The 22,690-nt window shown below is 74.7% G+C and carries 22 protein-coding genes and 2 tRNA genes; 16 read left to right on the top strand and 8 right to left on the bottom strand.

Annotated features, from left to right (window positions below; genetic code table 11):
* Positions 1–8 precede the first annotated feature (8 nt).
* Positions 9–611 carry an Rv3235 family protein gene (locus CCO02nite_RS15880; protein WP_222593175.1) on the bottom strand — a complete coding sequence of 201 codons (603 nt, stop codon included), beginning with the start codon at positions 609–611 and terminating at the stop codon, positions 9–11.
* A complete protein-coding gene (locus CCO02nite_RS08920) occupies positions 608–1,576 on the bottom strand; it encodes a LysM peptidoglycan-binding domain-containing protein (RefSeq protein WP_146842786.1) in 969 nt (322 codons plus the stop codon). Before CCO02nite_RS08920 ends, CCO02nite_RS15880 begins: the two co-directional genes overlap by 4 nt.
* A gap of 176 nt (positions 1,577–1,752) precedes the next feature.
* Between CCO02nite_RS08920 and CCO02nite_RS08915 the strand changes: the two genes are divergently transcribed.
* A complete protein-coding gene (locus CCO02nite_RS08915) occupies positions 1,753–2,280 on the top strand; it encodes a hypothetical protein (RefSeq protein WP_146842785.1) in 528 nt (175 codons plus the stop codon).
* Positions 2,281–2,303: 23 nt separating this feature from the next.
* Here the strand turns inward: CCO02nite_RS08915 and CCO02nite_RS08910 are convergent, their stop codons facing one another.
* Entirely contained in the window at positions 2,304–2,531 is a 228-nt protein-coding gene (locus tag CCO02nite_RS08910) for a helix-turn-helix domain-containing protein (RefSeq protein ID WP_146842784.1), read from the bottom strand.
* 143 nt (positions 2,532–2,674) lie between these two features.
* Here CCO02nite_RS08910 and CCO02nite_RS15705 point away from each other — a divergent pair, with 143 nt between their 5' ends.
* From CCO02nite_RS15705 to CCO02nite_RS08885, 5 genes are all read left to right on the top strand, one after another.
* Positions 2,675–3,328, top strand: coding sequence for a CpaB family protein (locus CCO02nite_RS15705; protein ID WP_186812645.1), 654 nt, complete (start codon positions 2,675–2,677; stop codon positions 3,326–3,328).
* A gap of 5 nt (positions 3,329–3,333) precedes the next feature.
* Positions 3,334–4,599, top strand: coding sequence for a CpaE/TadZ family protein (locus tag CCO02nite_RS08900; RefSeq protein ID WP_146842782.1), 1,266 nt, complete (start codon positions 3,334–3,336; stop codon positions 4,597–4,599).
* Between the two features lie 48 nt (positions 4,600–4,647).
* Complete coding sequence (locus CCO02nite_RS08895) at positions 4,648–5,118, top strand: DUF6912 family protein (protein WP_146842781.1); 471 nt, start codon at positions 4,648–4,650, stop codon at positions 5,116–5,118.
* 106 nt (positions 5,119–5,224) lie between these two features.
* Positions 5,225–5,296 (top strand) — tRNA-Gln (locus CCO02nite_RS08890).
* A gap of 117 nt (positions 5,297–5,413) precedes the next feature.
* Positions 5,414–5,486 (top strand) — tRNA-Glu (locus CCO02nite_RS08885).
* An 858-nt stretch (positions 5,487–6,344) separates the two neighbouring features.
* Here CCO02nite_RS08885 and CCO02nite_RS08880 read toward each other — a convergent pair.
* Positions 6,345–7,064, bottom strand: coding sequence for an IclR family transcriptional regulator (locus CCO02nite_RS08880; protein ID WP_146842780.1), 720 nt, complete (start codon positions 7,062–7,064; stop codon positions 6,345–6,347).
* Positions 7,065–7,161: 97 nt separating this feature from the next.
* Here CCO02nite_RS08880 and leuC point away from each other — a divergent pair, with 97 nt between their 5' ends.
* From leuC to CCO02nite_RS08850, 6 genes are all read left to right on the top strand, one after another.
* Entirely contained in the window at positions 7,162–8,625 is a 1,464-nt protein-coding gene (leuC, locus tag CCO02nite_RS08875; RefSeq protein WP_146842779.1) for a 3-isopropylmalate dehydratase large subunit, read from the top strand.
* A gap of 44 nt (positions 8,626–8,669) precedes the next feature.
* Positions 8,670–9,332 carry a 3-isopropylmalate dehydratase small subunit gene (gene leuD / locus CCO02nite_RS08870; protein WP_146842778.1) on the top strand — a complete coding sequence of 221 codons (663 nt, stop codon included), beginning with the start codon at positions 8,670–8,672 and terminating at the stop codon, positions 9,330–9,332.
* A gap of 199 nt (positions 9,333–9,531) precedes the next feature.
* Positions 9,532–10,158, top strand: coding sequence for an HU family DNA-binding protein (locus CCO02nite_RS08865; protein WP_186812644.1), 627 nt, complete (start codon positions 9,532–9,534; stop codon positions 10,156–10,158).
* A gap of 130 nt (positions 10,159–10,288) precedes the next feature.
* The gene (gene murA, locus CCO02nite_RS08860) at positions 10,289–11,605 is read left to right on the top strand and encodes a UDP-N-acetylglucosamine 1-carboxyvinyltransferase (protein WP_146842776.1); all 1,317 of its coding nucleotides are present in this window, start codon (positions 10,289–10,291) and stop codon (positions 11,603–11,605) included.
* A gap of 71 nt (positions 11,606–11,676) precedes the next feature.
* On the top strand, positions 11,677–12,510 hold the full coding sequence (locus CCO02nite_RS08855) for a lysophospholipid acyltransferase family protein (RefSeq protein ID WP_146842775.1): 834 nt from the start codon (positions 11,677–11,679) through the stop codon (positions 12,508–12,510).
* A complete protein-coding gene (locus tag CCO02nite_RS08850) occupies positions 12,507–13,544 on the top strand; it encodes an NAD(P)H-dependent glycerol-3-phosphate dehydrogenase (protein ID WP_146842774.1) in 1,038 nt (345 codons plus the stop codon). The genes CCO02nite_RS08855 and CCO02nite_RS08850 overlap by 4 nt, the downstream gene beginning before the upstream one ends.
* A 41-nt stretch (positions 13,545–13,585) precedes the next feature.
* Here CCO02nite_RS08850 and CCO02nite_RS08845 read toward each other — a convergent pair whose 3' ends face one another.
* Entirely contained in the window at positions 13,586–14,755 is a 1,170-nt protein-coding gene (locus CCO02nite_RS08845; RefSeq protein ID WP_146842890.1) for a trans-sulfuration enzyme family protein, read from the bottom strand.
* 57 nt (positions 14,756–14,812) lie between these two features.
* On the opposite strand from CCO02nite_RS08845, the gene CCO02nite_RS08840 reads away from it, so the two are divergent.
* Positions 14,813–15,961, top strand: a complete 1,149-nt coding sequence (locus CCO02nite_RS08840; RefSeq protein WP_186812643.1) for a D-alanine--D-alanine ligase family protein — start codon at positions 14,813–14,815, stop codon at positions 15,959–15,961.
* A gap of 24 nt (positions 15,962–15,985) precedes the next feature.
* Here the strand turns inward: CCO02nite_RS08840 and CCO02nite_RS08835 are convergent, their stop codons facing one another.
* Positions 15,986–16,528 (bottom strand): DUF3515 domain-containing protein, encoded by a 543-nt coding sequence (locus CCO02nite_RS08835; protein WP_246117443.1) that lies wholly within the window; start codon positions 16,526–16,528, stop codon positions 15,986–15,988.
* Between the two features lie 107 nt (positions 16,529–16,635).
* Here CCO02nite_RS08835 and CCO02nite_RS08830 point away from each other — a divergent pair, with 107 nt between their 5' ends.
* The gene (locus CCO02nite_RS08830) at positions 16,636–17,640 is read left to right on the top strand and encodes a thiamine-phosphate kinase (RefSeq protein WP_246117442.1); all 1,005 of its coding nucleotides are present in this window, start codon (positions 16,636–16,638) and stop codon (positions 17,638–17,640) included.
* Between the two features lie 36 nt (positions 17,641–17,676).
* On the opposite strand, the gene CCO02nite_RS08825 is transcribed toward CCO02nite_RS08830, so the two are convergent.
* Together CCO02nite_RS08825 and rpmB are read right to left on the bottom strand one after the other, a co-directional pair.
* Positions 17,677–18,201: a GNAT family N-acetyltransferase gene (locus tag CCO02nite_RS08825; RefSeq protein WP_146842773.1), complete on the bottom strand. Its 525-nt coding sequence runs from the start codon at positions 18,199–18,201 to the stop codon at positions 17,677–17,679.
* 106 nt (positions 18,202–18,307) lie between these two features.
* On the bottom strand, positions 18,308–18,499 hold the full coding sequence (rpmB, locus tag CCO02nite_RS08820; protein ID WP_146842772.1) for a 50S ribosomal protein L28: 192 nt from the start codon (positions 18,497–18,499) through the stop codon (positions 18,308–18,310).
* A gap of 217 nt (positions 18,500–18,716) precedes the next feature.
* On the opposite strand from rpmB, the gene CCO02nite_RS08815 reads away from it, so the two are divergent.
* Both CCO02nite_RS08815 and CCO02nite_RS08810 read left to right on the top strand, forming a co-directional pair.
* Positions 18,717–20,279 (top strand): DAK2 domain-containing protein, encoded by a 1,563-nt coding sequence (locus tag CCO02nite_RS08815; RefSeq protein ID WP_186812642.1) that lies wholly within the window; start codon positions 18,717–18,719, stop codon positions 20,277–20,279.
* A gap of 156 nt (positions 20,280–20,435) precedes the next feature.
* Positions 20,436–22,685, top strand: coding sequence for an ATP-dependent DNA helicase RecG (locus tag CCO02nite_RS08810; protein ID WP_146842886.1), 2,250 nt, complete (start codon positions 20,436–20,438; stop codon positions 22,683–22,685).
* Positions 22,686–22,690 lie beyond the last annotated feature (5 nt).

Genomic DNA, 22,690 nt, shown 5'->3' with positions numbered 1-22,690 from the left:
CGGGTCTGTCAACCCACCTCGAGCACCGTGGCGCGCCACGCGCCACGGTGCACCTCGAGCCGCAGAGCGACCGCGCGCACGCGTGCGCCGTCGTCGACCACGACCGCGGCCTCCACGACGCCGGGTGCGATCGGGCAGACGCGGACGGACCGCAGGACGGGAGCGCGTCCGGCCAGACGCGGCCCCAGCGTGCGTGCCGAGACGGTCGCACGCGCGCGTAGCGCGTCGAACACGCCGGGGCTGACCCATCGGGCGAGCTGGGCGGCGTTGCGGCGTCCGACGAGCACCTCGACGACGCCGTGAGCGAGCGTGCCCGCGATGCGCGCCGGGTCGAGTGCCGGGTCGGGTTCCAGGACGGGCGCCGACGGGTCGTCGACCTCCTCCGGCTCCTGAACCGCCCGCAGGACCGAGATGCGCGCGCCGATCGTGCGCGGAATCGTCGTGGCCGGACCGCGCGCCGCCAGTCGGTGCGCGCGGGGCTCGAGGTCCACGACCGGTCGCACACGGGGCCCGTGCCCCGGACGGGGTCCCAGGCGTGGCCGCTCGTCGCGGAGCCGGCGGGCGATCTCCTCCTCGAGCGCTGTACGCGGCTCGACGGTCGCGGCGCTCATCGAACGACCTCGGGTGCCTGCAGGACCTGACCGGGCAGCAGCAGATCGGGGTCGGTCCCGATCACCGCGCGGTTCGCGTCGTACCAGCGTGGCCATTCCGTCGCGATGTCGGCGTCGTCCGCGCCGGGCGCGAGCTGGGCTGCGACGATCGTCCACAGCGAGTCGCCCGCCTCGACGACGACGGTGGCCCGGACTGACGGCGCCGGGACCTGCGAGGTGTCGTCGGTCGGCGCCGTGTCCGTGGCCGTCGGAGTCTGCCATGCCGGTCGCGGGGCCGGTTGCGGGGCCGCGGGCCGCGTCGTCGAGGACGGCGATGGTGCCGGCGTCGGGGTCGTCGCGTCGTCGGACCCGGAGCCGTACCCGGCGTCCTCGTCGGGCGTGCTGACGACCCAGCCCAGCGGAGGCCCGCCGAGCCCGGGCTCGCTGAGGACCACGACGGCGTCGGGGGAGCGGGGCGGCGCGGCGGGCAGCTCGGCGGCGCTCGCCCCGGTCACCGTGAGGCCGAGCCCGAGCCCGGCGCCGACGACCCCCGCGACGGTCCGTCGCACCACGGCGGGCGCCCACCGCTGCACGGCACGCTCGCCCAGGTGCCACGCGCGGCCGGCACCGCGGGCGAGCACGCACCCGGCCCCGACCACGCACGATCCCGCGAGCCAGCTCGCGGCGAGCGCGCCGATCCCGGCCACGACCCCGGCGACCAGGCGTGTGACGGCTTCCTGCGACGAGGCAGTCTGCGGGCTCAGCAGGACGTGGGCCTGACGAGCGAGAGCGGCGCCGGCGAGCGCGGCGAGCACCGCTGTGACGACGAGCACCGGGCCGAACGTGACGGCGCGGCGGACGGGCCGGTGGGACGGGGCCGTCGTGGAGCGGGCCGCGCTGGGCGGCGTGGCCCCGCGTGCCGTCCGGCGGGTCGGTGGTGCGCTCGTCTCCCGCGGTGGCGCGTCGACGGCCGTGCGCTGCTGCATGGTGCTCCCTGCCTGACATCCGTCGATCGTGGTTCGCGATCGTCTGGCGCCTGTGAGTGATGTTTGATGATGTTTGATGTGGTTACGGGTCATACGACTATCGCGAATCGGTCCCTGTTGTCCAGAGATGTCCGAGATCGTCGTCAGGACGGGTGGCCGTCGCCTACGGTGAGCGCGTGCGATGGGAGGCGTTGTTCGAGGACCTCGAGGGTCGGCTCGCCGCGGCGCGGGACGACCAGGTCCGCGACGAGGTCGCAGATCTGGTCCGGGCCGAACGCGCGCAGGTCCGGCTCGCCGACCGTTGGCGCGGCGCACGCGGCGCGACGCTGCGGCTGGTGCTCGTCGACGGACAGGTCGTCGAGGGTGTCGTCGTCGACTCGGCGGCGCAGTGGGTGCTGCTCGCGGAGCCCGGACGGCGTCAGGCCCTCGTCCCGGCCGGGGCGATCGCGGCGGTGGTTGGCGCTCCGCCGCACGCGGCGGCACCGGGCGGTGAGGTGGACCGATCCCTCACGCTCGGTCATACCCTGCGCGCGCTGACGCGCGATCGGGTCACCGTCCTCCTGGACGTGCGGGGCTCACGCCTGCGTGGCCGGCTCGAACGGGTCGGCGCCGACCACGTGGACCTCAGCCCGCTGGACGTCGTACGCGACGCCGCGCCGTGGTCGGTGCCGTTCGACGCGATCCTCGTCGTGCGTTCGGGCTGAGCCGCGGCGCGACCCGAGCGCGGCTACTCGTCGTCGACGGTGAGCTCGGGATCGGTCTCGATCCGCTCGCGCGCGCGGGCCTTCTGCTCGGCGACGTAGGTCTCGAAGTCCGCCTCGTCGACCCGCCAGAAGTGGCGTCCGCCGACCTGGAACGCCGGCAGCTCGCCGGTGCGCACCATCGTGCGGACCTGTCCGACGGAGATGCTGAGCATCTCCGCGACGTCCGCCAAGGTCAGGTACCGCGTTGCCATGCCCGAAGTGTGGCACGGCCTGGCGCGCGAACCCGGTTGTCCACAATCCTTCATTCGCGGGTGGTTCGCACCGATTCGTCCGTATCCTACGTGCGGGTCGCCGACGAGATCGTCGGCGACCGTCCGACGACGAGGGGGAGCGAGTGGACACAGCGGTGCTCGACCTGCCGGCGCCCACGATCGCGCGACTGCGCAGTCCCGGCTGGCGCGACCCGCGTCTGCTGGTGGGCATCGCGCTCGTCGCGGTGGCGACGTTGCTCGGCGCGTGGGCGGTGCGCAGCGCCCAGGACACCGTCGCCGTCTTCGTCGTGCAGGACACCGTGACACCGGGGACCGCGATCGAGGCCGACGACCTCCGGCTCGTCGAGGTGCACCTGCCCGACGAGGAGCTCGCCGCGTACGTCACCGCGGATGCGGACCTCTCGGACGTCGTCGTGCAGCGCACGGTCCTCGCGGGTGAGCTGCTGCCGCGCGCGGCCCTCGGCTCGGCGCAGGACGTCGACGTCCGGCCCGTCGCGGTCCCGCTGCGCGCCGCGGCCGCCTCCGGCGTCGAGGCGGGCGCGAGCGTGGACGTGTGGTTCACGCCGAAGCCCGACGAGCAGTCCGACGAGCAGGCGGACCCGTACGCCCTGGCGACCGGCCTGATCGTGGCGGAGGTCGACCGGCCCGACCGTGCATTCGGTACCGCGGGCGCGGGAACCGTGCAGGTGCTCGTCCCCGTGGACCTCCTGCCGGAGGTGCTCGCCGCGCTCGCGTCGGACGGTTCGATCGACGTCGTCCCCCTGCCGGGGCAGTGAGCGCGATGACGATCCCCGTGCTGTGCGGCGTGCGTGGAGCCGGCGAGACCGCCGTGGTCCGGGCGCTCGACGACGCACCCGGCCTGCGAGTCACGCGGCGCTGCGCCGACCTGACCGAGCTGCTCGCGGCCGCCGAGGCCGGGCTCGGGCGCGTCGCGGTGGTGTCGGCGGCGCTCGACGGGCTCGACGTCGCCGCCGTCGCGGCGGTGCGGGCGAGCGGCGTCGTCGTCGTGGCGCTCGTCGAGCCCGAGCGGACGACACCGGCCGAGCGCGCACGCGTCGCGGGAGCGGACCTCGTGCTCGACGTGCCGGCCGGACAGGCCGCGGCCGCGGTGCTCGCGCGGCGGGTCCTGGCGCTCTGCGAGTCGAGCACGTCCGAGGGCGACCCGTGGGACGAGACCCCCGCGCCGACGGCACGCGCCGAACGGGGCGGCATCGTCGCGGTGTGGGGTCCGACGGGTGCCCCCGGGCGGTCAACCGTCGCGGTCAACCTGGCGGCCGAGATCGCGGCCCTCGGCACGCCGACCCTCCTGGCGGACGCGGACACCTACGGCGGTTGCGTCGCGCAGCTTCTCGGCGTGCTCGACGACGCTCCCGGCCTCGCCGCCGCGTGCCGAGCGGCCGCCGCCGGCACGCTCGATCTCGTCACGCTCGCACGCCTCGCGGGGTACGTCGCACCCGACCTGCGGCTGCTGTCCGGCATCTCCCGGGCCGACCGGTGGACCGAGCTCGGTTCCGCCGCGCTCGACGCGGTCTGGGTCGTGGCGCGTTCGCTCGCGGCCGTGACGGTCGTCGACTGCGGCTTCTCGGTCGAGCAGGACGAGGCGCTGAGCTACGACACGCGCGCGCCCCGGCGCAATGCGGCGACGCTCGGCGCGCTCGCGGCGGCGGATGTCGTCGTGGTGGTCGGGAGCGCCGACCCGGTGGGCGTCCAGCGGCTCGTACGGGCCCTGGCGGACCTGTCCGACCTCGGTCTGACCTCGCCGCGCCACGTCGTCGTGAACCGCGTGCGCGCCTCCGTCGCGGGTCCGCGCCCGGCGCAGGCGGTGGCGCAGGCGCTCGCGCGGTATGCCGCGGTCGTCGACCCGGTCCTGGTGCCGGAGGACCGCGACGCGCTCGACGCAGCCGTGCTCGAGGCCCGCACGCTGCGCGAGATCGCGCCCGGCTCGCCGGCGCGCCGTGCGCTGCAGCAGCTCGTCGGGCTCGTCGCGTCCGGCGGGCCCGTCGGGGCCGCGGCGCGCTCGGGGGCGGACGTCGCGGCGTACGCGTAGGCGCCGCGCGTCCCGGCCGTGGCGGCGACCCCGGGGCACACTGGGCGCATGCGGATCTACCTGCCTGCCACGCTCGACGAGCTCGACGCGCTACGGACCACCGGCGGTGCCCTCACGGCGCGGACGGCGTACGCGGTGACGTCCGCGCTGCGCGCAGCACTGCCCGACGAGGACGAGGAGGGGCTCGAGTTCGCCGCGCACCTGTCGGCGGCCGACGGCTCGTTCGCGCTGCTCGCCGGCGCCCCGGACGCCCCCCGGCTGCGGTTGGTCGTCACCGCCGACGTGCCCGACGAAGCCGTGCGGGCACTCGACGACGCACCCGACGAGCGGGACGTCACCGCCGTCGCCCTGACCACGCCCGTCGCGCTCGACCTGGTGGCGTGCGTGCACGTCGACGAGCCGGAGCTGGCGCCCGAGGTCGATGCCGCGCTGGCCGGCGACGAGGCGGCACGGGAGCGGGTGGAGGAGGCCGACCTGCTCTGGTACGACGTCTCCGAGCTGGCCGACATCCCTCGCTGAGCGCGAGTTTGGTCGACCCCGTCCGCTCGGGTATCGTTCACGGCCGGTACGACGTCCGCTGAACGGCCTCTCGGGAGCCGTTCGTAGCGCGGGGGTCATACCCCCTTGGGGTATGGTGTAATTGGCAGCACGAGTGATTCTGGTTCACTTAGTCTAGGTTCGAGTCCTGGTACCCCAGCGCTTCACCAGCCAGCGAGAACACCGCTGACCTGCAGGTTCGGATCAACCCGGACCATCGGGTAGAGTGTTCACCCGTCGAGTCCAGCCCCTTGGGGCATGGCTCGACAGTGTTAGAGCCCCCGTTGTGTAGCGGCCTAGCACGCCGCCCTCTCACGGCGGTAGCGCCGGTTCGAATCCGGTCGGGGGTACGCGAGAAGGGCCCGGTCCACAGGACCGGGCCCTTCGCCATTCCACGCGCCACACCCTCGAGCAGCCACCCCACCCGAGCCCCGCGCCCGCCCTGCCCGCGCCCCGCCCCCATCTCACGCGTGGTTGCAGGTATGGATGCAGCATCCGCCCGGTCCACCCGCCGACTCCTGCACCCATCCCTGCATCCATGCCTCGAGCCGACGAGCCGGTGCTCGCACACCGGCGTGCAGCTCATCGGTCGAGGTGGGTCGGCGGGAGGTCGGCGGCGGGTGGGTGCGTCGGCGGGGTGTCCGTCCTCGCCCGCCCGCCCGGCCGCCGTCTCGCGCGTGGTTGCAGGCATCGATGCAGCATCCGCCCGGTCCACCCGCCGGCTCCTGCACCCATCCCTGCATCCACGGACCGGGGCGATGAGCCGGTGGTCGCACGCCGGCGTGCAGCTCATGGGTCGAGGTGGGTCGGCGGGAGCTCGGTGGCGGGTGGGTGCGTCGGCGGGGTGTGCGTCCTCGCCCGCCCGCCCTGCCGCCGTCTCGCGCGTGGTTGCAGGTATGGATGCAGCATCCGCCCGGTCCACCCGCCGGCTCCTGCACCCATCCCTGCATCCACGGCCCGGGCCGACGAGTGGCGGTCGCACGCCGGCAGAGGGGCGCGTCGGCGCGGGGTGGGCATGCCCGCGGGCTGCGTCGCGGCGGCCGTGGGTGGGTGGGGGTTGTCGTTGCGGGTCGGCCGGTGGTGTGGGTCGGCCGGTGGTGTGGGTCGGACGGTGGGGCGGGTCGGACGGTGGGGCGGGTCGGACGGTGGGGCGGGTCGGACGGTGGGGCGGGTCGGCCGGTGGTGTGGGTCGGACGGTGGTGTGTGGGTCAGTCGGCGGTGCGGCGCAGGACTTCCGTGAGGCGGTTCGCGGCGGAGACGACGGCGGCGGCGTGCAGACGACCCGGCTGGCGGGTCAGGCGCTCGAGGGGACCGGAGACGGACACGGCCGCGACCACGCGCCCGGACGGGCCGCGTACGGGGGCGGAGACGGACGCCACACCGACCTCGCGCTCGGACACCGACTGTGCCCAGCCGCGGCGTCGCACGCCGGACAGGATCGTCGCGGTGAACCTGGCGCCCTGCAGGCCGCGGTGCAGCCGGTCGGGCTCCTCCCAGGCCAGGAGCACCTGCGCGGCCGAACCCGCCTGCATGGTGAGCGTCGCGCCCACGGGGATCGAGTCCCGCAGACCGATGGGCCGCTCGGCCGCGGCGACGCAGATGCGCTGGTCACCCTGCCGGCGGTAGAGCTGCGCGCTCTCACCGGTGTGGTCGCGCACGGCCGCGAGCACGGGCCCGGCGGCGGCCAGCAGGCGGTCCTCGCCGGCGGCCGTCGCGAGCTCGGACAGCCGTGGGCCGAGCACGAAGCGGCCCTGCATGTCCCGCGCCACGAGGCGGTGGTGCTCGAGCGCGACGGCCAGCCGATGGGCCGTCGGACGGGCAAGATGGGTGGCGGTGACGAGCTGTGCGAGGGTCGCCGGCCCGGCCTCGAGGGCACTGAGGACGGACGCGGCCTTGTCCAGCACGCCGACTCCGCTAGAGTTGTCCATAGGCCGATATTGGCGTCTCGAAGGCTGAGATGCAAGCGACTCGGCCGCCGAACCGGGGAACACCCCCCACCCGGACGAGCAGAACAGGACCGTGGACATGGCCGGCACGCTGGCGGAGAAGGTCTGGGACGCGCACGTCGTGCGACGTGGCACCGACGGAGCGCCCGATCTTCTCTACATCGATCTCCACCTCGTGCACGAGGTGACGAGCCCGCAGGCCTTCGAGGGCCTGCGCATCGCGGGCCGCCCGGTCCGACGCCCGGACCTCACGCTCGCGACCGAGGACCACAACACCCCGACGCTCGACATCGACCGCCCCATCGCGGACACGACGAGCCGCACGCAGATCCAGACGCTGCGCAACAACGCGGCCGAGTTCGGTGTGCGCATCCACTCGCTCGGCGACGCGGACCAGGGCATCGTCCACCAGGTCGGCCCGCAGCTCGGCCTGACGCAGCCCGGCCTGACGGTCGTGTGCGGCGACAGCCACACCTCGACGCACGGCGCGTTCGGTGCCCTCGCGTTCGGCATCGGCACGTCCGAGGTCGAGCACGTGCTCGCCACCCAGACGCTGCCGCTCGCGCCGTTCAAGACCATGGCGATCACGGTCGACGGCCAGCTCCCGCAGGGCGCCACCAGCAAGGACATCATCCTGGCGATCATCGCCAAGATCGGCACGGGCGGCGGCCAGGGCTACGTCCTGGAGTACCGCGGCGAGGCGATCCGTAGCCTGTCGATGGAAGCCCGGATGACGATCTGCAACATGTCGATCGAGGCCGGCGCGCGCGCGGGCATGATCGCGCCCGACGAGACCACGTTCGCGTACCTCAAGGGCCGCCCGCACGCCCCCGAGGGCGCCGACTGGGACGCCGCGGTCGAGTACTGGAAGACGCTGCGGACCGACGACGACGCGGTGTTCGACGAGGAGGTCGTCCTCGCGGCGGCGGACCTCGAGCCGTTCGTCACGTGGGGCACCAACCCCGGCCAGGGCCTGCCCCTGTCGGCCAACGTGCCGGTCCCCGAGCAGATCGCGGACGCCAACGAGCGCGTCGCCGCCGAGCGCGCGATCGAGTACATGGGCCTGACACCGGGTCAGCCGCTGCGCGAGATCAAGGTCGACACGGTCTTCATCGGCTCGTGCACCAACGGTCGCATCGAGGACCTGCGCTCGGTCGCCAAGGTGGTGCGCGGCAAGAAGAAGGCCGACGAGGTGCGCGTGCTCGTCGTGCCCGCGTCCGCCCGCGTGCGGCTGCAGGCGGAGGCCGAGGGGCTCGACAAGATCTTCCTCGACTTCGGGGCCGAGTGGCGCAACGCCGGCTGCTCGATGTGCCTGGGCATGAACCCCGACCAGCTCACGCCGGGGGAGCGTTCGGCGTCGACGTCGAACCGGAACTTCGAGGGTCGCCAGGGCAAGGGCGGCCGCACGCACCTGGTCTCGCCGCTCGTCGCGGCCGCCACGGCCATCCGCGGCACGCTCTCGTCGTACGGCGACCTCGGGACGGGACGGCCCGCACCCGACGGCTCGCCGCTGTCCGACGAGCGCGACCTGCAGACGGTCTGACGACCCCCTCGACGAACCAGACGACGAACGAGAGAAGCAGACCGATGGAGAAGTTCACCCAGCACACCGGCGTCGGGGTCCCGCTGCGGCGCAGCAACGTCGACACCGACCAGATCATCCCGGCCGTCTACCTCAAGCGGGTGACGCGCACGGGCTTCGAGGACGCGCTGTTCGCGGCGTGGCGCGGCGACCCGGCGTTCATCCTCAACCAGGACGCCTACAGCTCCGGGACGGTCCTCGTGGCCGGTCCCGACTTCGGCACCGGCTCGTCGCGTGAGCACGCGGTGTGGGCGCTGAAGGACTACGGCTTCAAGGTCGTGCTCTCGGCCCGGTTCGCCGACATCTTCCGCGGCAACTCCGGCAAGCAGGGGCTGCTCGCGGCTCAGCTCGCGCAGGAGGACATCGAGCTGATCTGGAAGATCCTCGAGACCAGGCCGGGCACCGAGATCACGGTGGACCTCGAGTCGCGCACGGTGACGTGCGACGACGTCGTCGTCCCGCTGCATGTCGACGACTACACGCGCTGGCGCCTCATGGAGGGCCTCGACGACATCGGCCTGACGATGCAGCACACCGACGAGATCGCGGACTTCGAGGCTCGTCGTGAGTCGTGGCGTCCCGCGACCCTGCCGGCCAAGCACCTGCCGCCGGTCGAGATCAAGGCCGCGCGCCCCGTCGAGGTCGAGCTCGGTCGTCGTCCCGCCTGACGAACCCGCCTGACGAACCCGCACGACGAGCCCGCCCGACGAACCCGCAGACGATCCGCTCGACGACCCTGCTCCGCGGCGCGACCGTGCCCGGTGGCGCATGCGCGCGCCGGGCACGGGGTTGTCCAGTACGTCCCGCTACGGTGGGCGAGAGTCCGCGCAGCACGTCCGACGAGACGCGCGGCACAAGGAGGCGGACGTGGCAGGCAAGACGCAGCTGATCGACCGGATCGTCGCACGCGGGAGCAGCCGCGCGGCTGCCACCGCGGCCGTCGAGTCCGTGCTGGCCGAGGTGACGGCACTCCTCGCCGACGGCGAGCGGGTGACGCTCACCGGGTTCGGCTCGTTCGAGCCCGTCGCGCGTGCGGCACGCACGGCACGCAACCCGCGCACCGGTGCGACCGTCGTCGTCCCGGCCGCCCGGGTGGTCCGGTTCCACCCCGGGGTGGGCCTACGTGCCGCGGTCCACGACGGCGTCGCACCCGAGGCAGCGCCGAACGTGGGGACGACGGGCGCCACCACGCGGGCCGCGCGCGGTGGCGCGAAGGCGCCGAACGCGAAGCCGAGCGTCAAGGTGAGCGCCAAGGCGGACAAGGACTCGGCCGCGGCTCAGGGCTCCGCCAAGAGCTCGGCCGACGACGAGCCGGCCAAGAAGTCGGCCAAGAAGTCGACCAAGAAGTCGGTCAAGCAGACTGCGGCGAAGGCTGCGAAGAAGTCCGAGAAGAAGCCCGACAAGAAGTCGGCCCGGGCGTCCAGCACGAAGTCCGACAAGAAGCCGGCCAAGGGCTCGGGCAAGAAGTCTGGCAAGAAGTCCGGCAAGAAGTAGTCAATCGACAGTCACGCGCGATCCCGACGAGGTCGATGTGCGGCGGTCGGTCTGTGAAGGTGTCGTGCGCACGTGCGGGCACGGTCGCACCGCGGCGTGCGCGAGTCCGGTGGTAGGCGAGGATGGGCGAGTGAACGATCTGTTGTACATCGACGGTGGCAACCCGCTGCGCGGGGAGATCACGGTCCGCGGGGCCAAGAACTTCGTGTCCAAGGCGATGGTCGCCGCACTGCTCGGCGAGACGCCGAGCGTGCTGCGCAACGTCCCCCAGATCAGGGACGTCGCGGTGGTGACGGGTCTGCTCGAGCTGCACGGCGTGCGGGTCGAGGCGAACGACGCGGCCGGCACGCTGCACCTGGACCCGACGGACGTGGAGTCGGCGCACGTCGCGGACATCGACGCGCACGCGGGCTCGAGCCGCATCCCGATCCTGTTCTGCGGCCCGCTGCTGCACCGGCTCGGCGAGGCGTTCATCCCGGACCTGGGCGGCTGCCGGATCGGCGACCGGCCGATCAACTACCACCTCGACATCCTGCGCCAGTTCGGCGCCGTGGTGGACAAGACGCCGACGGGCATCTACCTGTCCGCGCCGCGCCGGTTGCAGGGCACCAAGATCGCGCTGCCGTACCCGAGCGTCGGCGCCACCGAGCAGCTGCTGCTCACGGCCGTGCGCGCCGAGGGCATCACGGAGCTCGCGGGCGCGGCGATCGAGCCCGAGATCATGGACCTCATCAACGTCCTGCAGAAGATGGGCGCGATCATCTCGGTCGACACCGACCGCGTGATCCGCATCGAGGGCGTCGAGCGGCTCGAGGGCTACCAGCACACGGCGCTCTCGGACCGGATCGAGGCGGCGTCGTGGGCGTCGGCGGCGCTCGCGACGGGCGGTGACATCTACGTCCGCGGCGCGACGCAGCCCGAGATGACGACGTTCCTCAACACGTTCCGCAAAGTCGGCGGCGAGTTCACGGTCGACGACGACGGCATCCGGTTCTTCCACCCGGGTGGCGACCTGCGCTCGATCCAGCTCGAGACGGACGTGCACCCCGGCTTCATGACGGACTGGCAGCAGCCGCTCGTCGTCGCGCTCACGCAGGCCAAGGGCCTGTCGATCGTGCACGAGACGGTGTACGAGAACCGCTTCGGGTTCGTCGACGCGCTCGTCGGGATGGGCGCGACGATCCAGGTCTACAAGGAGTGCCTGGGTGGGCGCCCGTGCAGGTTCGGCCAGCGCAACTTCTACCACTCGGCGGTCATCAGCGGCCCGACGCCCCTGGCGGCGGCCGACATCGAGGTGCCGGACCTGCGCGGCGGGTTCAGCCACCTCATCGCGGCGCTGACGGCCAAGGGCACCTCGCAGGTGCGGGGCATCAGCCTCATCGACCGCGGTTACGAGCACTTCACGGAGAAGCTCGAGGCGCTCGGGGCCCAGTTCAGCCGCGCGTGACGCGGTCCCGGCGCGTGCCCGCGCCGGGACGGGGGGACCGGTCCGCGACGCCACCGGGTAGCCTGCTCACCGTGCGTGCACCTGCCCGGTCGACCCTGGCCTACCGCAACGTCGCGAGGATCCTGCGGCCGCTCTTCATGGTCATCACGAAGCGCGACTGGTCCGGCGGCGAGACGATCCCGACCGATCGCGGCATCATCGTCGCGGCCAACCACATGACCAACGTCGACCCCGTGACGATGGCGCACTTCCTGTGGGACAGCGGGTTCGTGCCGCGCATCCTGGCGAAGTCGTCGCTGTTCACGATCCCGGTCGTCGGGTGGGCGCTGCGACGCACGCACCAGATCCCCGTCTACCGGAACACGTCGGCCGCAGGCGAGTCGCTGCGCGAGGCGACGCAGGCCCTCGACGACGGCGAGTGCGTCGTCGTGTTCCCCGAGGGCACGCTCACGCGCGACCCGGACCTGTGGCCCATGGTCGGCAAGACCGGCGTGGCGCGCCTCGCGCTGGCCTCGCGCGCGCCGGTGATCCCGGTCGCGCAGTGGGGCGCGCAGGACCTGCTCGGTCGGTACTCCAAGGTGCCGCACCCGATCCCGCCGAAGCTCGTGACGATGCGGGTGGGCCCGGCGGTCGACCTCGACGACCTGTACGACCTTCCGCACGACGCGGCCACGCTGCGCGAGGCGACCGAGCGGGTGATGGTCGCGATCACGACGCTCCTCGAGGGGATCCGCGGTGAGCAGGCGCCCGCGGTCCGCTTCGACGCGCGCAGGTCGTCCGCCCGGCCCGACGACCTGGGCCCCGACGACAAGGGCACGGACGACGCGGGCGACGTCGCTCCCGACGAAGCCGCCGGGACCACCGACGAGGCACGCGACGGCGCCGGGTCGGCGGAGGCGCCGTGACGGCGGACGAGCAGTCGTCCGCGGACGCGGCACCGCTGCGGGCCGCGATCGTCGGGTCCGGGGCCTGGGGCACGACGTTCGGCGCGGTGCTGGCCGACGCGGGCTGCCAGGCGACCGTGCTGAGCCGCGACCCCGCGGTGGTCCACCAGATCGCCGTGCAGCACCGCAACGACGCCTACCTGCCGGGCATCGACCTGCCGCTCGGTGTCACCGCGACGCTCGACCCCGTGGAGGCGCTCGCGGACGCCCGGATCGTCGCGGTCGCGGTGCCGTCCCAGGTCGCACGCGCGACGCTCGAGCCGCTGCGCGACCTGCTCGCGCCGGACGCGGTCGTGGTCTCGCTCATGAAGGGCGTCGAGCTGTCCACCGACAGCCGGATGAGCGAGGTCGTCGCCGAGGCCCTCGGCCTACCGCCCGAGCGCGTCGCGGTCGTCTCGGGCCCCAACCTCGCGCGTGAGATCGCACGCCGTCAGCCCACCGCGACGGTCGTCGCGTCGGTGTCCGACGAGACCGCGCGGCTCGTCGCGCGCGCCTGCGCCTCCGCGTACTTCCGCCCGTACACGAACCCGGACGTGGTCGGCGTGGAGCTGTGCGGTGCGGTGAAGAACGTCATCGCGCTCGCGGTCGGCATCGCGCAGGGCCGTGGGCTGGGCTACAACACGATGGCGACGGTCATCACGCGCGGGCTCGTCGAGATCTCGCGGCTCGGCATGGCGCTGGGCGCGGACGCCGAGACGTTCGCCGGGCTCGCCGGCATGGGCGACCTCATGGCCACGTGCGCGTCGCCGGACTCGCGCAACCACACGCTCGGCGGGCACGTCGGGCGCGGCATGGGCCTGGACGAGGCGGTCGCGGCGACCGGCGGCACGGCCGAGGCCGTCAAGTCCTGCCGTCCGGTGCTGGACCTGGCGAACCGCCTCGGCATCGAGATGCCGATCACGGAGGCCGTCGTCCGCGTGCTGTACGAAGGCCTGCCGGTCGACCAGCTCGCACCGCTGCTGCTCTCGCGCCCCCGCAAGTCCGAGCTGGCCTGAACCGGTCCGACGAGCGGGCCCACGGGGTCCGACGAGCGGGCTCAGACGGCTCGTAGCGCCGCGTCCAGGTCACGCCACAGGTCCTCGACGTCCTCGATGCCGACGCTCAGGCGCAGCAGGTCGTCGGGCACGGTGGGTGACTCGGTCGCGAACCGTCGCCGCCGTTCGAGGCTCGACTCGACCCCGCCGAGGCTCGTCGCGGGGACCCACAGCCGCACGGCCGCGACGACGGCGTCGGCGGCCGCGCGCCCGCCGACCGGCCGCACGCCGAGGATCGAGCCGAACCCGGCCATGAGCCGCGCCGCGCGCTCGTGCCCGGGGTCGTCGGGCAGGCTGGGGTGCCGCACCACGGCGACGCCCGGATGGTCGGCGAGCCGACGGGCCAGCTCGGCGGCGTTCGCCTGCGCGCGCTCGACCCGCAGCGCGAGCGTGCGCAGCCCGCGCAGCGCGAGCCAGACCTCGAACGGCCCTGCGACCGCGCCGTGCACGGTGCGGTAGTCGTGCAGCCGCGCGTGCAGCGCGGGGTCGGTGGCGAGCGCGGCACCCAGCACGACGTCGCTGTGACCGGCCAGGTACTTGGTGACGGAGTGCACGACGACGTCCGCACCGTGCTCGAACGGCCGCTGCACGAGCGGGGTCGCGAACGTGTTGTCGACCCCGACGAGCGCACCGGCGGCGTGCGCGCCCGCGGCGAGCGCGGGCAGGTCGGCGACCTCGAGCATCGGGTTGGTGGGGGACTCGACCCACAGCAGGTCGGCGGGCCGGCGCTCGCCCCCGCCGGCCACGGCCGCGAGCACCGCGGCGGTGTCGTCGATGTCGACCAGGTCGACCGTGACGCCGCTGCGCTGCGCGAGGTCGTGCGCGTGGCCGATCGTCACCTGGTAGCAGTGGCGCGGCAGCACGAGCCGGCCCCCGGGCGGCACGAGCGAGAACGCGGCGGCGATCGCGGCCATGCCGCTGCCGGTGACCAGCGCGGGCAGCGGCGTGCCCTCGAGCTCGGCGAGCGCCTGCTCGAACGGGTGCCAGGTCTCGGTGCCGATGCGGGCGTAGAGCAGCTCGTCGGGTCCGGGCACGCCCTGCGAGACGTACGTCGAGGACAGCACCACGGGCGGGTTCACGGGGGCGCCCTGCGTACGCGGCGGGCGGCCCGCGGCCACGACGAGGGTGCGGGGGCTGGTCGCGGGCGGACGCGCCGACGCGTCGGGCGGGATCACCGCGCCAGGGTACGCGTCCACGACGGCCGGGGGTGGCGGGTAGGGTCGGGGCCGATGAACGCCGTCCTGCCGAGCCCGGACACGTCCGCGGCCGATACCCGTCCTCGCGTCATGGTGCTGTTCGGCGGCCGGTCCGGGGAGCACGGCATCTCGTGCGCGACCGCGGGCGGCGTGCTGCGCGCGATCGACCGGGACCGCTACGACGTGCTCGCGGTGGGCATCACGCCCACGGGCCGCTGGGTGCTCGCCGACGACGACCCGGACCGCTGGGCCATCCGCGACGGCCGGCTCCCGGTCGTCGAGGACACGTTGACGCACGTGCTGCTCCCGCAGGACGCGGGCGAGCGTGCGGTGCGCGTGATCGAGCCGGGCGAGGTGCCGCGTCCCCTCGGCGACGTCGACGTCGTGTTCCCGCTGCTGCACGGCCCGTTCGGCGAGGACGGCACGCTGCAGGGCATGCTCGAGCTCGCGGACGTGCGCTACGTCGGCGCGGGCGTGCTGGCCTCGGCGGTCGGCATGGACAAGCACATGATGAAGGTCGTGCTCACGGGCGCCGGGCTGCCCGTCGGGCCCTTCGTCGTCGTGCCGCCGGGCGCGTTCGTGCGCGATCCGGAGGGCCAGCTCGAGCGCATCCGTGCGCTGGGGCTGCCGCTGTTCGTCAAGCCCGCGCGTGCGGGCTCGAGCCTGGGCATCACGCGCGTCGACGACCTCGCGGACCTGCCCGCGGCGATCGCCACCGCCTCCGAGCACGACCCGAAGGTCGTGGTCGAGGCAGGCATCGTCGGGCGCGAGATCGAGTGCGGCGTCCTGGGCGGGCGCGGCGGTGCGCGGCCGCGCGCGTCGCTGCCCGGCGAGATCGTCGTGACCGGCCCCGAGCACGCGTTCTACGACTTCGAGGCCAAGTACCTCGACGAGGGTGGCGTGCGGCTCGACGCCCCCGCCGACCTGCCGCCCGACGTCGTCGAGCGTGTGCAGGACGTCGCGGTCGCGGCGTTCGAGGCGATCGGGTGCGAGGGCCTCGCGCGCGTCGACATGTTCGTGACGCCCGGCGGGGACGTGGTCGTCAACGAGATCAACACGATGCCGGGCTTCACGCCGTACTCGATGTACCCGCGGCTGTGGGAGACCTCCGGCGTCCCGTACGCCGCGCTCGTCGACGAGCTGCTCACGCTCGCGCTCGAACGCCCGACCGGGCTGCGCTGAGCGCCGGAACGCGACCGGGGCCGGTCAGGACGTCTCGTCCAGCCCCAGGCACTCGCGCTCCTTCGTCGTGTGCCCGATCGCGGGGGCGAGCCGGTCGAGGAACGACGACGGGTGCGTGCGCGCGATCTCGGCGGGGACCGTGACCTGGACCGCGGGGACGCGGCCGTAGGTCGTGAACGTCCAGTCGCTCGAGTCCTCGTGGTCGGGGTCGCTCGCCACGACGACCCAGTCCACGGTCGAGCCGTCGGCGGACTCGACGGACACGCACCGGTCGGTCGTCGGGCCCAGCGGCTCGACCCCGCAGCGCAGGACGACCGCCGGGTCACCCCAGGCCGTCGCGGCCTGCGCGGTGACGGCGCGACGCGACAGGTCGTCCGCGATCTCGTCGGGCGTCGCGAGCACGACCTGCGCGCACGCGGGGTCGGTCGCGTGCGGTGCGGGTGTCACGGACACCGCGGGGCTCGCGCAGGACCCGACGAGCACGCCCACGACGAGAGCGCTCGCGCCGGCGGTCGCCGCACGGCGCACCCGGGCGTCCGGGCGCGACTGCGGGCTGCGGGTCGACACCGCTCCACGGTAGCCACCGCGGCCGGGTGCTCCCGACGTCCCGGGTGTGACGTTGCCCGGTACGGACGACGTGCGCGGCGTGGGCACCGCGCCGCTAGCGTGGGGCGGTGCCCGACGAGCAGCGACCCGTGACCGTGGGCGAGCTCTCGGAGCAGGCCGTCCTGGCGCGCGTGTTCCCGCTGCTGCCGACGGCGCGCGGGACGCTGCTGGGCCCGGGCGACGACGCCGCGGTGGTGGCCGCCCCCGACGGTCGGTTCGTCGTGACGACCGACGTGCTGGTCGAGGACCGGCACTTCCGGCGCGCGTGGTCGACCGGCGAGGACGTGGGGCATCGCGCGGCGGTGCAGAACCTCGCGGACGTCGCCGCGATGGGCGCGCGTCCGACGAGTCTGGTCGTCTCGCTCGTCGTGCCCGACGACCTGCCCGTGACGTGGGTCGAGGGGCTCGCGCGCGGTCTCGCGGCCGCGAGCACGCCCGTCGGTGCCGGGGTCGTGGGCGGTGACCTGTCCGGCGGGCCGCTCGTCGTCGTCGCGGTCACCGCGCACGGGGACCTCGAGGGGCGCGCACCGGTGACGCGTGCGGGTGCGCGACCCGGGGACGTCGTCGCGCTCGCGGGCGAGCCGGGGCGCTCCGCCGGAGGCCTCGCGGTGCTCACCGCGGGTCGGTCGTCGGCCGCTCTCGCCGAGGTCGGGCCGGCGGCCGACGAGGCGGTCGCGCGCTACCTGCGCCCGCGCAGCCCGCTCGCCGCGGGACCGGCGGCGGCGCTCGCCGGTGCGAGCGCGATGCTGGACGTCTCGGACGGGCTGCTGCGGGACGCGGGGCGGATCGCCGCCGCGTCCGGCGTGCTCCTCGATCTCGACGAGGACGCGCTCGCACCCGACGTGGCGGCGCTCGCGCCGCTCGCAGCCCGGCTCGGGGCCGACGTGCGGCACTGGGTGCTCGCCGGTGGTGAGGACCACGCGCTGCTCGCGACGTTCCCGCCGGGCACGGCGCTGCCGGCACCGTTCCGGACCGTCGGACGGGTGCGCGCGGTCGACGGCGCCGGACCCCGCGTGCTCGTCGGAGGCGGGGAGGCGGACGTGGCGCCCGGGTGGGACCACTTCGCGGGCTGAAACCGTGGGTGGCGCGTGGAGCCGAGACGTGCGCCGTCAGCTGCGGCGGTAGCGCACCTCGAGCAGGTTGGCGCCGCCGACGTCGTCGAAACGCTCGACGCCGTCGGGCTGGAAGCCGTGCCGGCGGTAGAAGTGCCGCGCGCGCTCGTTGTCCGCGATCACCCACAGCGACAGCGCCGTGCGTTCGCCGGCCTCGGCGATCACGGTGCGCATGAGGTCGCGTGCGACGCCGTGGCCCCACGTTCCGGGGTCGAGGTAGATCGAGTAGATCTCGCGGTCGCCGCGCCGCGCGTCCTCGTCGCGGCTCGGACCGAGCGTGACGAAGCCGAGCAGGCGCGGACCGGACTCGGCGACCCAGGTGAGGATGCCCTCGTCCGGGCCGCTGCGCAGGTCCTCGGCCCAGCGCACGGCGCGTTGCGCGGGGTCCAGCCCGGCGAGGTAGGCGCTCGGCACGATGCCGGCGTAGGCCTCCTGCCACGAGCGCACGTGCACCTGGGCGATGGCCGACGCGTCGGCGGTACGCGCGGCGCGGATCGTGACCTCGTCAAGCTGCTCAGCCATGGGGTCACACTGCCACACCCTCGGACATGCGCAAGGCCCGCGAGACGAACTCTCGCGGGCCTTGCGGTGACGTTCTGAGGTGCCGGCCGAAGCCGACGGCGGCCGGTCAGACGGCGCGCTGCACCTTGCCGGCCTTGAGGCACGAGGTGCACACGTTGAGACGCTTCGGCGTCCCGGCGACGACGGCACGCACGCGCTGGATGTTCGGGTTCCAGCGACGCTTGGTGCGGACGTTGGAGTGCGAGACGCTGTGGCCGAAGCTCGGGCCCTTGGCGCAGACGTCGCAGTTGGCAGCCACGGTCGTTCTCCTGTGTTCCTTCGGGGCACGCCGCGGGTCTGCGGCGAAGTCATGGGGTGGGGACGCGGTGGTCCGCGGTCCCGGTGCGCCCGGAGCAGGCCGGGCAACCGGTCAAGACTAGCCCATGGTTCGGGGGCGCCCCAAATGTCGGTGCGATGCGGCAGGGTGGGCACGCGCGGGCCGGTCCGGACGGTCGCAGGACGAGGAGGGCGGTGACGTGCTCGACGAGCTCGTCGTGCGGGAGTGGGCGGCGTGCGCCGCCGCGGCCCTCGACGCCGCGCGCGGGAGGCTGGACGCGCTCAACGTCATCCCCGTCCCGGACGCCGACACCGGCAGCAACGCGCTGCTCACGTTCGTCGGCGGGCGGGACGCGCTCGCGGCGCTGCCCGTCGGCTCCGGGACGCGTGCTGCGCTGGGCGCGCTGGCCCGCGGCGCGATGCTCGCCGCACGGGGCAACAGCGGCGTGATCCTCAGCCAGTACCTCGGTGGCCTCGCGCGGCTGCCGACCCCGGTCCCGGGTGCGCCGGACGTGCTCGACGCCGACGATCTGGCGGAGGCGCTGGCCCGCGCGGCCCGCGCGGCCCGGACCGCGGTCGCGCAGCCGCAGGAAGGCACGGTGCTCACGCTCGCCGACGAGATCGCGGAGGCTGCCGCCGTCGCGGGGGGCGCGCGCGTCGGTGCGGCCGAGGTCGTGCGGCTCGCCGTTGCCGCGGGGCACGCCGAGCTCGACCGGATCAGCCGGACCCATCCGGTGCTGCGCGCCGCGCACGTGCCCGACGCGGGCGCGTGCGCGCTGCTCGTCGTCCTCGACGCGCTCGCGGCGGCCGCGGGCCCGGCCCCCGACGCGCCGCCCGGTGCGATCGCGCTCGACTGGCTCCCCGAACGCGCGGCCTCGTCAGGATCGTCCGGCGAGGGCGGGGTTTCGGGCGCGGTGTCGGGCGGGGCGTTCGAGGTGATGCTCGTCGTGCGGGCCCCGGACCCGGACCTGGCGCCCGGGCTGCGCACGGTTCTCGACGGTGTGGGAGATGCGGTCGCGGTCGTCGCGGGCGACGGGTGGTGCCACGCGCACGTGCACACCGACGACCCGGCTGCGGCGATCGAGGCGTGCGCCGTGGGCGCGCGCGAGCAGGTCGTCGTGCGTCGCCTCGACCTGGTCGGCGCGTGCGTCGACGGCGGCGGTCCCGCGGCGGGCGCGTGGGGGCTCGTCGTCGTGACGAGGTCGCCCGGGCTGGCGGGTTGGTACGCGACGGCGGGCGCGGTCGTGCTGGTCGCGTGCGACGGCGCACCCGTGCGGGCTGACCACCTGCGCCGCGCGATCACCGACACCGCGGCGGCCGACGTGCTGCTGCTGCCCGGCGGCGTCGCCGCCGACCGGGACCTGGAGCCGGTGCGTGACGAGCTCGCGGGCCTGCAGGTGATCGGCGCGTCCGACGAGCTCGCAGCGGTCGTCGCGACGCTCGCCTTCGCGGTCGAGAGCGGTTCACGCGGCGTCCAGGCGGCGACGCTCGCGCTCGCGCGGTTGCGGCGCTGGTCGTCGGCGGACGACGAGCCCGAGGCCCGCGGGACCGCGCTCGAGACGTCCGCGGCAGGTCTCGCGGACCTGCTGGAGCAGTGGGGCACCGGGGCGCCGGAACCTGCGGCCCTGACGGTGGTGCACGATGCGGGGTTCACGCCCGAGGCGCGCGCGGCGATCGCGGCGGCCGCTCAGGGCCACGGGCTGGACGTGACGTTCGTCGGCCCGGCGTCGGGCGGGCCGCGCGTCGCGCTGGGCCTGGACTGACGGGCTGGACTGACGGGCTGGACTGACGGGCTGGACTGACGGGCTGGACTGAGGGGCTGGACTGAGGGGCTGGACTGACGGCAGGGCTCGACTGTCGTCGGGAGGGAGCTGAGGGTGGGAGGGGACGTGCGCTACGCGGACGGTGTGCCGGCGCCGATGGGTGTGGACCGGCCGGTGCGGACGCTCGCGCCGCGGCTCGCGAACGCGTTCGAGGCGCTCGGCGTGCGCACGGTCGGCGACCTGCTGCGGCACTACCCGCGCCGGTACGCCGACCCGGGCCGGCTCACGGACATCGCGGGCCTGCAGCTCGACGAGAAGGTGCAGATCGTCGCGGAGGTGCGCAGCGCGTCGGGGGTGCTGCACGCGCGCTCGACCGGTCGCCCGCGCGTCGAGGCGCAGATCACCGACGGCCGCAGCGTGCTGCACCTGACGTTCTTCGCGAAGCACGAGGGCGTCGCGATCAACCGGTCGCGGCAGATGCGTCCGGGCCGGCGCGGACTGTTCTCCGGCAAGGTCGGCTCGTTCAACGGGCGCGCGCAGCTCGCCAACCCGGACGTCGTCTGGTTCGACGACGACGAGGTCGAGCCCGGCGCCACGCCGCACGTCGACGAGCGGCCGGTGCCGCTCTACCCGGCGTCGGCGGCGATCGACTCGGCGCGGATCCGCGAGCTCGTCGGGCTCGCGCTGGCCCCGCTGCGCGAGGGTGACGTGCCGGACCCGGTCCCCGCGTCGGTGCGCGAGCAGCGCGGCCTCGGACCCCTGCTGGTCGCGCTGCGCCAGATCCACGAGCCGGACTCCGAGGCCGACTTCCTCGCCGCGGCGCAGCGGCTGCGCTACGAGGAGGCGTACGTGCTGCAGGCCGAGCTCGCCCGACGCCGGGCGCGTGCCGCCGCGGAGCCTGCGACCGCCCGGCCCGCCCGGCCCGGTGGTCTCCTGGAGGCGTTCGACGCCCGGCTGCCGTTCACGCTGACCGCGGGTCAGCAGGAGGTCGGCCGCGAGATCGCCGACGAGCTGGCGCGCAGCGAGCCGATGCAGCGGCTCCTGCAGGGTGAGGTCGGCTCGGGCAAGACGGTCGTCGCGCTCCGCGCGATGCTGCAGGTCGTCGACGCGGGCGGGCAGGCGGCGCTGCTCGCACCGACCGAGGTGCTCGCGGCGCAGCACGCCCGCTCGCTGCGCGCGTTGCTGGGCGACCTCGCCGAGGGCGGGATGCTCGGCTCGAACGACGTCGCGACCCGGCTCACGCTGCTGACCGGAGCCGTCACGGGTGCTGCGCGGCGCGAGGCGATGCTGGACGCGGCGTCGGGGGCCGCCGGCATCGTCGTCGGCACGCACGCGCTGCTCGAGAAGAAGGTGCAGTTCGCGGACCTCGGGCTCGTCGTGGTCGACGAGCAGCACCGGTTCGGGGTCGAGCAGCGCGACGCGCTGCGCGCCAAGGCCGCCGCCGCGCCCCACCTGCTCGCGATGACCGCGACGCCGATCCCGCGCACCGTGGCGATGACGGTGTTCGGCGACCTGGAGACCTCCGTGCTGCGTGAGCTGCCGGCGGGCCGGGCGGGGATCACGACGTTCGTCGTGCCCGCGGACCGGCCCGGGTGGCTCGACCGGACCTGGCGGCGCGTGCGCGAGGAGGTCGACCGGGGCGGGCGCGCCTACGTGGTCTGCCCGCGCATCACGGCCGACGAGGAGGACGCCAAGGACGGCGGCGCACGAGAGGACGGCGCGGAGCTGGTCGACTGGGAGGAGGCCGGTGCCCCCACGATCGGCGGACCGGCACCGGCCCCGCCGCGCCGGCCGCTGCGCGCGGTCGAGGAGGTCGCCGCGGAGCTGACCGCGCGGTCCGAGCTCGCGGGTGTACCCGTCGGGGTGCTGCACGGGCGGCTCGGCCCGGAGGACAAGGAGCGCGCGCTCGCGGACTTCGCCGCCGGTCGCACGCCGGTGCTCGTCTCGACGACGGTCGTCGAGGTCGGGGTGGACGTGCCCGAGGCGACGGTGATGGTGATCCTCGACGCCGACCGGTTCGGCGTCTCGCAGCTGCACCAGCTGCGCGGCCGCGTCGGGCGCGGCGCGGCACCCGGCGTGTGCCTGCTCGTGTCCGGCGCCCCGCCCGGTTCGCCCGGCGACGCCCGGCTCGGCGTCGTCGCCGGCTCGCTCGACGGCTTCGAGCTCGCGGCGTTCGACCTCGAGCAGCGCCGCGAGGGTGACGTGCTGGGCGCGTCGCAGTCGGGCACCGCCTCGTCGCTGCGCCTGCTGCGGGTCGCGCGCGACGGCGACGTGATCGAGCGCGCGCGCCACGACGCGCGCGCGACCGTCGCCGCGGACCCCGAGCTCGAGCGGCACCCTGCCCTGCGTGCGGCGATCGAGCACCTGCTCGCGGGTGAGCGCGAGGAGTTCCTCGAGCGCGCCTGACGGCA

The sequence above is a fragment of the Cellulomonas composti genome (genome assembly GCF_007990245.1).
GTDB classification, from domain to species: Bacteria; Actinomycetota; Actinomycetes; order Actinomycetales; family Cellulomonadaceae; genus Cellulomonas; species Cellulomonas composti.
This window is presented reverse-complemented; position numbering and strand designations above follow the sequence as displayed.

Coding starts and splice junctions, on each gene's coding strand:
- CCO02nite_RS08900 (WP_146842782.1), top strand. CDS start 3,334: ATGACGATCCCCGTGCTGTGCGGCGTGCGTGGAGCCGGCGAGACCGCC.
- leuC (WP_146842779.1), top strand. CDS start 7,162: ATGGCCGGCACGCTGGCGGAGAAGGTCTGGGACGCGCACGTCGTGCGA.
- leuD (WP_146842778.1), top strand. CDS start 8,670: ATGGAGAAGTTCACCCAGCACACCGGCGTCGGGGTCCCGCTGCGGCGC.
- CCO02nite_RS08810 (WP_146842886.1), top strand. CDS start 20,436: ATGGGTGTGGACCGGCCGGTGCGGACGCTCGCGCCGCGGCTCGCGAAC.
- CCO02nite_RS08920 (WP_146842786.1), bottom strand. CDS start 1,576: ATGCAGCAGCGCACGGCCGTCGACGCGCCACCGCGGGAGACGAGCGCA.
- CCO02nite_RS08825 (WP_146842773.1), bottom strand. CDS start 18,201: ATGGCTGAGCAGCTTGACGAGGTCACGATCCGCGCCGCGCGTACCGCC.
- CCO02nite_RS08895 (WP_146842781.1), top strand. CDS start 4,648: ATGCGGATCTACCTGCCTGCCACGCTCGACGAGCTCGACGCGCTACGG.
- CCO02nite_RS08880 (WP_146842780.1), bottom strand. CDS start 7,064: ATGGACAACTCTAGCGGAGTCGGCGTGCTGGACAAGGCCGCGTCCGTC.
- CCO02nite_RS08910 (WP_146842784.1), bottom strand. CDS start 2,531: ATGGCAACGCGGTACCTGACCTTGGCGGACGTCGCGGAGATGCTCAGC.
- CCO02nite_RS08840 (WP_186812643.1), top strand. CDS start 14,813: ATGAACGCCGTCCTGCCGAGCCCGGACACGTCCGCGGCCGATACCCGT.
- CCO02nite_RS15880 (WP_222593175.1), bottom strand. CDS start 611: ATGAGCGCCGCGACCGTCGAGCCGCGTACAGCGCTCGAGGAGGAGATC.